The organism is Nostoc mirabile CHAB5784, assembly GCF_020829645.1.
GTDB classification, from domain to species: Bacteria; Cyanobacteriota; Cyanobacteriia; order Cyanobacteriales; family Nostocaceae; genus Nostoc; species Nostoc mirabile.
This window is the reverse complement of the sequence record NZ_JAIVFS010000087.1, coordinates 26,863-36,216: the sequence shown is the minus strand read 5'-3', so window position 1 is coordinate 36,216 and position 9,354 is coordinate 26,863. Positions and strand designations below refer to the sequence as shown.

The window sequence follows — 9,354 nt, the reverse complement described above, 5'->3', positions numbered from 1 at the left end:
GCATCGCAGTACTGATCTACCACGGTGATCGTGGAGGTAGCCGTTCTTGAACCCAATTAAATACCCTTGCTAAGTTAAACTGTTAGTAATTAATTATACTCTCATGAGAGTAATAAAAGAGCGTTAAGAACTGAGAGACCAACAGGTAAGTCGCCGCATCGAATGCCTCCGAAGCGGGCAGCGAGTCGAGATAACCTTCGTGGAACGTGCAACGCGAGATGATGCCGCTTTCGTCGGCTTTTCGACGACAAACGTCCAGCATTGCAGATGCCGGCTCGACCGCCGTGAATTGCCATTGCGGAAAGGCTTGCGCCAGAGCGATCATTTCTGTTCCGGTTCCGGCACCAACGCACAGAATCCGTGCATCAGCCGGAAGCTCTGAGAGAATCAGGCGCATAAACGAAAAGAGCGCCTCGCGCCCCGTCTTCCAAAGAGCAGTTTGCTTGTCGTAGGAAGATGCAGTCTTTTGGTCGAATAAAATGGGTGCCTGTTGGTTTTGCATGATGAAAGCGAATGAAGCCGCGATTCATATTTTACACGATCGAATATTGCGACAGTATTCAAGCCGCAACGATGAGTTCGTCTGTTATAGTTTTTAGAGCTTATCTTCTTTCGCAGATTGTAGAACATTTTTATCCAGTCCCAAAATCACAATCTGGAGGATTAGGCAATAAACGGCTAGTTTTATGTATTGAAGATCCCTATCTGCAACCATACGATGAATGTATTTAAGTAACACAGCAGACGGATAAGGCAATGACCAAAATCGCACTGGTAACGGGATCGAGCCGAGGACTGGGCAAAAGTACCGCTTTGAATCTGGCTAAAAAAAGGGTTGATGTCATTGTCACTTACCATCGCAATGCTGAGGAAGCGAAAAACGTCGTTGCTGAAATTGAACAGCTTGGCGCTAAAGCCGTAGCACTGCAACTCGATACTGCCGACACAAAAACCTTTGATAGTTTCGCCACACAACTCCAGCAGGCACTTAAGAATAATTGGCAGACCGAGCATTTTGATTTCTTAGTGAATAACGCTGGAACGGGTGTTCACTCATCTTTTGCCGAGACGACTGAGGAGGATTTCGACCATTTGATGAACATTCACCTCAAGGGTGTTTTCTTCCTCACTCAGAAACTGCTCCCGCTCATTAATGACGGCGGACGAGTTGTAAACGTTTCTACTGGTTTGACGCGAATTATCTTCCCTGGCTATGCCGCTTATGCAAGTATGAAAGGGGCAATGGAGACTTTGACCAAGTATATGGCAAAAGAACTGGGAGCGCGGCGGATTGCAGTGAATATCGTTGCTCCAGGCGCGATCGAAACTGATTTCGGGGGTGGTACTGTCCGTGACAATCCTGAGGTGAATCAACACTTCGCCTCGATCACGCCCCTGGGTAGGGTTGGTCTACCGGATAATAGTGATGCGATCGCATCACTATTATCCGAAGACAATCGATGGGTGAATGCTCAAAGAATTGAAGTCTCTGGCGGTCAGTCAATTTAATTAGAATAAACAGTGCAATCACAAAGAGAGATCATGCCAAACCCAGAATCATCTATTGTCTTCGACAAAGAACGTGCTTCGACCTACGACACAAGAGTGGCTAAAATAGCGCCATTGCGTGACGCACTTCACTTATCGATTCGCCTAGTACTTTCTGAGCTTCCATCTAACGCGCGAATTCTTTGTGTGGGTGTCGGAACTGGCTTGGAATTGATTTATCTAGCTCAAGAATTTCCACAGTGGCAATTTACGGCAGTAGAGCCTGCGGCTGCGATGCTTGAAACCTGTTGTCAGAACGCCGAAGCGTATGGGGTTGACTCACGTTGCACATGGCATGAGGGTTATCTAGATTCATTGCCCGCATCAGCAGCCTTTGATGCGGCGACTTGCCTTCTGGTTTCTCACTTCTTCATGCAGCCTGAGGAGAGACGCAAATTTTTCAGTCAAATTGCTTCACGACTTCGCCCTCAAGGATATTTAGTGAGCGCAGATTTGGCTGCCGATATGTCTACTTCAGCTTATCAAGACCTGCGTGAGGTTTGGACTCGAATGCTGAAATATGCTGGATATCCGGATGAGGACGTTGAAAAATCTCTTGCGTCTCACGGTCGGAATGCGGCTGTGCTACCCCCTGATCAAGTCGGAGCAATCATTGCATCCAGTGGTTTTGATGCTCCGGTATTGTTCTTGCAAACGCTCTTTATCCATGCTTGGTATGCCAGACGCAATGTTCCTCGATCGCACAAATAACCCGACAAGGGTTGCCCTCAGCTTCGCTCGTTCCTCGCTACCGCACAAAGCAAAATGCAAACAAAGAAGAAAAAATCATGATCTTGGTAACAGGAGCTAACGGACAGTTAGGGACAGCAGTAATCCAAAATCTACTGAAAAAAACGTCTGCCAACCAAATTGCCGCACTGGTGCGGGATGAAAGTAAAGCCTCTGCCTTGAAAGCAAAAGGGGTAGACATCCGCATCGGCAACTACGATGATACTGCTTCACTCGACCAGGCAATGCAGGGAATTGAAACGGTTTTGCTGATAGCCGGAACGGATGAAGAGAACCGTCTTCGGCAACACCGAAATGTTGTGAATGCTGCAAAAAAGGCAGGGGTTCAATGTGTCGCCTACACCAGTCGATCGTTGAAAGACAGAAACACTTTAGCAAACAAGTTGATGGAGGGGCATTTTCAAACGGAAGACTACATTAAGGAATGTGGGTTGAACTATGCCCTATTTCGCAATGTTTTGTACATGGACACCATTCCGCAGTTTGTAGGGGAAAAAGTTTTTGACACAGGTATTAACTTACCAACCGCTCAGGGAAAAGTTTCCTTTGCCCTGAGAAGCGAAATGGGAGAAGCCATTGCGAATGCACTGTTGGAAAGCGGTTGCAGTAACCGCATCTATCAACTCACAGGAAGTGAGTCCTATTCCTTTGACGATGTTGCAGCTACCCTTTCCGACTTATTAGGCAAAGAGGTAGCTTATACACCAATCGAGAAATCAGACTTTGAGGCGCAAATGAAAGAACGCGGTGTCCCCGAAATGATGATTGAGCGGTTCATAGGGTTTCTAACCGACATTAAGAACGGGCAGGAAGAAGAAGTAAGCCCCAATCTGGAGAATCTTCTTGGGCGAAAGCCTGCATCGCTTAAAGAGGGGTTGAAAGTTCTTTTCAATTTATAGGGAGACTGTTTCCCACTATGCGTCGAGCCGTTGCTCGCCCGTCTGCAATTCGTTCCCCGGATATGCGTCTTGAGGAGGGTGCGATCGTACTGGAAATCCTGTACCTTAATGGGATTGCCATAGTTACTCTTCCGGTACTACCGAAATAGAAAGACTGATACCGCACGGACTATTGGCACTGCCTTGTGCTTGCTACCAATTGCCTTTACGATCAAGCAGCCAAAAGATGTGGATGTAATGAAGTCATCGTTCGACCGATCAGACAAATCGACTAAGCATCAAGACAGTGCAGTTTTGCGCTATTATATTGACTTAATATGGGTGAACTATAGTTGTAATCCGCATCAATCCGAATGGCTGAGGCGATTGAAACCTACGATTCGATGTCTGAACTTTATGCTTCTTTCGGCGGCAAGCTAGAGCAAGACGTTGATTTTACGATTCATCGGAATGAGGAGCTTTATCCAAATTTTCCAATCAAGTCTCCCCTGTTTCGGACAAGCTTCTACTCAGTTTTAATCCTGCGCGAAGGGCGAGGTCGCTACCTCGTTGATGACCAATCCTATGTGACGCGAGGCAATATCATTTATTTTACAAATCCGGGGCATCTGAAGGGATTCGAGGTTGAGGAAACATTACAAGGATATATCATCACCTTCACAGAAGCATTCCTGAAGCAATATGTTCATGAGAACATTCTGGATGAATTTCCATTTCTAATTGCTGAAGTTGCGCCACCGAGTTATCCTGATCGCGAAGTCTTTCAAATCTTTGATGACTTAGGCGGTCAGTTGTTGCAGGAATATCAGTCAGATTCTGCATATAAGTATAAAGTGATTGGCTGTTTAACGGTGGTATTGCTACTCAAAATTAAAGAGTGGTTTTGGAAGGCATATAATCCACTGACTGAAGCTTCAACTAGCTCTAATATTACACTGACGTTTCAACGTAATCTCGAAGCGCACTTTCGCGATCTACTCACTGGCAAATGCGATCGCTTATTCCAAGTGCAGGACTATGCCCAGGCACAGTATTTACATCCCAACTATTTCAGCACTGTAATCAAATACAAAACAGGTAAATCAGTCAATAGTTGGATTGCAGAGAAGATAATCGCGGAGGCAAAGGCAATGTTGGCGCGATCGTCGGAATCAGTACAGGAAATTGCTACTCGCTTGGGATTTAAGGACGCAGGACACTTCTCCCGTTTCTTCAAAAAACACACTGAACTGTCGCCTTTGAGCTTTCGGCAAAGCTTACAGAGCTAAGCATTATCTTTTTAATTCTGTTCAGTAGGCTTTTCCACACTCAAAGATAGACTTGTCTATCTAAAAAATGTGCCTGTCCTCAGTAGGGCGAACAGGGCAGGCGCATCTAATTTTATACTATTTGATACAGACAAAAAGCTCAAAACTCTGGCAAGATATCGGTTTTATAGCTCAAATGGTCTGAATTGTGATTTGAACTAAAAAATGAGATTTTAGCTCATGATATGCTTCAGAAATGAGTATCCAGTTTATAGGTTCTTGGCAACTTTTGGTGATCTTGGTTGGGGGAAGGCAGAAGGCAGAAGGAGGAAAAAAAAAAGAAGGAGGAAGGGATACAATTGAATTACTAACTTCAAACTTCACTCCATCAAACTTTTGGTATGGAATTGCTATACCACCTGTTACCTGACACAACAAACCTTCAACTGAAGAGATGGCGATTTGACAAAGTACAAGGGACGATTACGTTGATTGTCTCTGCGGTACAAACTGTTATTAATTGCCCAGTTTGTAACCACCCGACTCACAAAATTCATAGTCGCTATGAACGCTTCTTAGCAGACCTGCCTTGGGCTGATTACAGCATTAGCTTACAGTTACGAGTGCGGAAGTTTTTTTGCATCAACACTTTGTGTGAACGACGCATTTTTACCGAAAGGCTGACTAATATAACCACACCTTGGGCGCGAAAAACTCTGCGTTTAAGTCAAAAATTAAGTGCGATTGGTTTAGCTCTGGGAGGTGCCGCAGGGGTAAGACTCTCACAGCAATTGGGGTTAACTGCTTCTCGCAATACGCTATTAAAATTAGTACGCTCAATCCCACTTCTGCCAATCGTAACGCCACAGATTCTTGGGGTAGACGACTTCTGCTTTCGTAAATGTAAAACTTACGGCACAGCACTAATTGACCTGGAACGCAGCCGACCAATTGCTCTACTAAAAGATGCCAAGGCCGAAACCTTGGCAGAATGGTTAAAAGCTCACCCTGGTGTCAAAGTCGTCTCACGAGATCGGTCAAAAACTTATGAAAGTGGTATTCGTCAAGGTGCGCCAGAAGCCATTCACGTTGCAGACCGTTTTCACTTATTGCAGAACTTATCTCAAATGCTCTTACAAGTCTTTGGTACTCACGCCGAAGCACTTAAAGAAGTGGAAAAACAAGTCTTTAGTACTGATAATAAAGTGCTAAAAGAGGTAGAAACAGCACATAACCTTTCCCTAATTGCTGAGGCTAATCCCTGCCCAGTTGTGCCAAGGTTTCCCCAAAACACATCTTTAAAAAGAAAAGTCCAATCCGCCAAGGCACGGGCCAGACGGAGGGACATCCATGAGCAAGTTTGGAGCTTACGGTCTATTGGCTTATCAGTACAAGCAATCGCTCAAGAACTGGGAGTTGCTAAAAACACCGTATCTAATTACTTGCGTAGCTCAACTTTTACTGAACGTCGTGAACGTAGCGACCAAGGTTTGAGTCTTCTCAATCCTTATCAACATTACCTCCTCAGTCGCTGGAATAGCGGTAACTACAACACCCAAGAACTGTTTGAGTCAATTCGACAAGCAGGCTATACCGGTAGTTATGCCACGGTTTCTCGCTTCACTCGTTATCTCAAGAGCTTGCCCGGATTTGAACCGCGACAAGGTTCAAGAAAAAACGCTTCCCCCAGGGTAAGCTCTTCTTCCCATCGTCCTCTCACCCCCAGGCGCGTCACAGCTTTAGTCCTGCGACGACCGGAATTAACACAGCCTAATGAGCGTGAAGCGATCGCTCGACTACAAACAGCCCATTCTGATTTGGAGTCAGCCATTGAACTAGCTCAACAGTTTGCATCTCTTGTGCGTCAACGTCTGCCTGAGCAGCTCGATGCTTGGTTAAACAAAGCTAAAAACAGCTCGGTTTCTTTGCTGCACTCCTTTGCTGTTGGTTTAGAGTCTGACTACGATGCTGTGAAAGCAGGTGTAACTATGTCAGTCAGCAATGGTCCCGTTGAAGGACATATTAATCGACTAAAAATGTTAAAGCGGCAGATGTATGGTCGTGCCAAGATAGACCTGCTTGAGCGACGGTTCTTGTTAGCTAACTGAGAGATAAATTTGGAAAATTAAAACTTATTTTTGACTAACTTCAAACTTGACTTATGAGTTACAGAAATCAGTTCATTTGGCAAAGAGCAGTACAAAAAAGCCATTAATTGTTATAAATTTACCCGCCTATTTCCTCAGTCAGAATTGTATGGTTTAACTAGTCAAATACGGCGTTCATCTGTATCTGTAGCATCTAATATAGCAGAAGGCGTGCGACCCGTTGGTCGAAATAAATAGAAATATTTAAGGATGACCGTGAGGAAAAGAAGGGTTTTACCCAACTAAACCTTGACAACTTGATAACCATGAAGGTGAAAGTCCTTCCCTCCAGGTGCAGGAGTGACAGCATTACCCCCACAAATTAACCCAGCAAGTTAAGAGGTGAAGCGGGGTAAAACGGCGGTAACTGGTAGCCCAAACTGGAATCCCGTCTAGCAAGACTTTATGAGTAAAGCGTCAAGCCTGAAGATGTATCAATCGTCGTTACAATGAACTAGCCAAAGGGCTGAAAGGCTAGAGCCAAAAGGCAAAGGATAAATGGAATTGGCAGTACCTTCCTGACCAATATGCACTTCCTCTAAACCCGGCGAAATAACATCACTCTAAAGAGTCAATCAATGGTTATTAGGAACGGAGTAACCACCTTATAGCTCTCAGAATGGTCGATGCTGAGAAGGTGCTAACCGCAAGCTATAGGGTGGAAGGATTGAGTCAAAAGCGAACGCTTGGGGCAATGCCCAAGATATGCTGACAGACTCACGATGACTTGGAATGAATAGGTACAAGTAGCAATGAATAAGTCTAAAGCACGGTAACAAATGCCGATGATGGAATGGAATGAAATCCCCTGGCGAAAGTTAGAGCGGAAAACATTTAAGTTGCAAAAGCGCATATTCAGAGCCTCGCAACGTGGAGATATCAAAGCAGTCCGCAGACTTCAAAAGACATTAACCAAATCCTGGTCAGCCAAATGCTTGTCTGTACGAAAGGTTACTCAGGATAATCAAGGGAAAAAGACAGCCGGGGTAGACGGGAAGAAATCACTTACCCCAAAACAACGACTAGATTTAGTATCCAACCTGAGAATATCCCAAAAGGCAAAACCAACCAGAAGGGTTTGGATTCCCAAACCCGGAAAGGAACAAATGCGCCCACTAGGAATCCCCACCATAAACGACAGGGCATTACAAACCTTGGTTAAATTAGCGCTAGAACCTGAATGGGAAGCTCTCTTTGAACCCAACAGTTATGGCTTTCGACCAGGACGCTCATGTCATGACGCTATCGGAGCAATATACATAGCAATTAACCACAAACCAAAGTATGTTTTGGATACGGATATTGCTCAGTGCTTCGACTGCATTAACCACAAAGCCTTGTTAGACAAACTGAACACTTACCCCACACTCCGCCGCCAGATAAAAAGCTGGCTTCAAGCAGGAGTCATGGACAAAGGAACATTTGTCGAAACTCCAGAAGGTACACCACAAGGAGGCACAGTCAGCCCATTATTGGCAAATATAGCCTTGCATGGGATGGAAAATCGAATTAAACAAGCATTCCCCGAAAGGAATAAACCGACAAGGAGAAAGCGACCTGACGTGATTCGATATGCAGATGACCTTGTAATTCTACATTCAGAATTAGAAGTTATTCACAAGTGCCAACAAATCCTTATGGATTGGCTTAAAGACATGGGTTTGGAATTGAAACCAAGTAAAACCAGGATAACTCACACCTTAAATTCAACAGGAAATGAGCAACCAGGTTTTAACTTTCTCGGATTCACCATTAGACAATTTTCCGTAGGAAAATACAAATCTGGAAAGAATTCACGAGGAGAAGTCCTTGGTTTTAAAACCATTATCAAACCAAGCAAAGAGAACATCAAACATCACTACGAAAGTATAAGTAATATTGTCAAGGCTTATAAAAATGCCCCTCAATTAGGGCTAATTAAAAAGCTAAACCCACTAATTATGGGATGGGCAAGATATTACAGCGCAGTGGTAAGTAAGGAGGTCTTCACAAAATTAGACCATCTGATTACACAAAGACTCATTGCTTGGGGAAGAAGTCGCCATCCCAACAAAGCTATCTCTTGGGTAGTTCGCAAATACTGGAAGACTAAGGGAAATGACAACTGGTCATTCGCTACTTGGGAAGAAGGAATGCGAAAAACCGCCTACCTTGTCCGACACAAGGAATTTCCTATTGTTAGGCACGTCAAGGTAAAAGGAGATAACAGTCCGTTTGACGGCAATCTTGTCTATTGGAGTAGCAGAATGGGCAAACATCCAGAGATGCCCCATCGAACGGCAACACTGTTAAAACAACAACAAGGAAAATGTTGCCTCTGCGGTTTAACTTTCAAAGATGGAGACAAGTTGGAATTAGACCACATCATACCAAAAGTCAAAGGAGGAAAAGACACATATAGCAACCTCCAATTGCTCCATCGACACTGCCACGATAGGAAAACATCCCAAGATAGAGGTATGTGTGACAAACACCAAATCATCGAGGAGCCGGATGAAGGGAAACTTTCACGTCCGGTTTTGCAGACGAGTCGGAGAGGCGACTCTCCGACTTAGTTTAACTATGGAAGGCGCTCAAAGCCAGAATACATACAGTTTTTACATATTGCTTTAGGTTCTTTGAGAGAATTAGATACGCAATTAATCATTGCTAAAGAAGTAGATTTAGCAGATAAAAATCTTTTCACTCCTTTATTGAATGAAGTTGAGGAAATGCAAAGTATATTAGTTGCTAGTTTAAACAAACTCAAAGTTTGAACCTATT

At 44.3% G+C, this 9,354-nt stretch carries 7 protein-coding genes and 2 pseudogenes; 8 read left to right on the top strand and 1 reads right to left on the bottom strand.

Annotated features, from left to right (window positions below; all coding sequences use genetic code 11):
- Positions 1-82 precede the first annotated feature (82 nt).
- Complete coding sequence (locus LC653_RS34190; RefSeq protein ID WP_229499235.1) at positions 83-502, bottom strand: class I SAM-dependent methyltransferase; 420 nt, start codon at positions 500-502, stop codon at positions 83-85.
- Between the two features lie 254 nt (positions 503-756).
- Here LC653_RS34190 and LC653_RS34185 point away from each other — a divergent pair, with 254 nt between their 5' ends.
- From LC653_RS34185 to LC653_RS34150, 8 genes and pseudogenes are all read left to right on the top strand, one after another.
- Complete coding sequence (locus LC653_RS34185; RefSeq protein WP_229499233.1) at positions 757-1,509, top strand: SDR family NAD(P)-dependent oxidoreductase; 753 nt, start codon at positions 757-759, stop codon at positions 1,507-1,509.
- A gap of 33 nt (positions 1,510-1,542) precedes the next feature.
- A complete protein-coding gene (locus LC653_RS34180) occupies positions 1,543-2,259 on the top strand; it encodes a class I SAM-dependent methyltransferase (RefSeq protein ID WP_229499231.1) in 717 nt (238 codons plus the stop codon).
- Between the two features lie 77 nt (positions 2,260-2,336).
- Positions 2,337-3,197, top strand: coding sequence for an SDR family oxidoreductase (locus tag LC653_RS34175; RefSeq protein WP_229499229.1), 861 nt, complete (start codon positions 2,337-2,339; stop codon positions 3,195-3,197).
- A 353-nt stretch (positions 3,198-3,550) separates the two neighbouring features.
- Positions 3,551-4,465: an AraC family transcriptional regulator gene (locus LC653_RS34170; protein WP_229499227.1), complete on the top strand. Its 915-nt coding sequence runs from the start codon at positions 3,551-3,553 to the stop codon at positions 4,463-4,465.
- A 380-nt stretch (positions 4,466-4,845) separates the two neighbouring features.
- Positions 4,846-6,552: an ISL3 family transposase gene (locus tag LC653_RS34165; protein ID WP_229499225.1), complete on the top strand. Its 1,707-nt coding sequence runs from the start codon at positions 4,846-4,848 to the stop codon at positions 6,550-6,552.
- A 53-nt stretch (positions 6,553-6,605) separates the two neighbouring features.
- Positions 6,606-6,762: pseudogene (locus tag LC653_RS47030) on the top strand (four helix bundle protein); the annotation flags it as partial.
- Positions 6,763-7,376: 614 nt separating this feature from the next.
- Positions 7,377-9,146 carry a group II intron reverse transcriptase/maturase gene (gene ltrA, locus LC653_RS34155; RefSeq protein ID WP_229499221.1) on the top strand — a complete coding sequence of 590 codons (1,770 nt, stop codon included), beginning with the start codon at positions 7,377-7,379 and terminating at the stop codon, positions 9,144-9,146.
- A 6-nt stretch (positions 9,147-9,152) separates the two neighbouring features.
- Positions 9,153-9,347, top strand: a pseudogene (locus tag LC653_RS34150) (four helix bundle protein); the annotation flags it as partial.
- Positions 9,348-9,354 lie beyond the last annotated feature (7 nt).

Excerpts from the sequence above, each read along its gene's own strand:
- LC653_RS34175 (WP_229499229.1), top strand. The coding sequence starts at position 2,337 with ATGATCTTGGTAACAGGAGCTAACGGACAGTTAGGGACAGCAGTAATC.
- LC653_RS34165 (WP_229499225.1), top strand. The coding sequence starts at position 4,846 with ATGGAATTGCTATACCACCTGTTACCTGACACAACAAACCTTCAACTG.
- LC653_RS34190 (WP_229499235.1), bottom strand. The coding sequence starts at position 502 with ATGCAAAACCAACAGGCACCCATTTTATTCGACCAAAAGACTGCATCT.
- ltrA (WP_229499221.1), top strand. The coding sequence starts at position 7,377 with ATGATGGAATGGAATGAAATCCCCTGGCGAAAGTTAGAGCGGAAAACA.
- LC653_RS34170 (WP_229499227.1), top strand. The coding sequence starts at position 3,551 with ATGGCTGAGGCGATTGAAACCTACGATTCGATGTCTGAACTTTATGCT.
- LC653_RS34180 (WP_229499231.1), top strand. The coding sequence starts at position 1,543 with ATGCCAAACCCAGAATCATCTATTGTCTTCGACAAAGAACGTGCTTCG.
- LC653_RS34185 (WP_229499233.1), top strand. The coding sequence starts at position 757 with ATGACCAAAATCGCACTGGTAACGGGATCGAGCCGAGGACTGGGCAAA.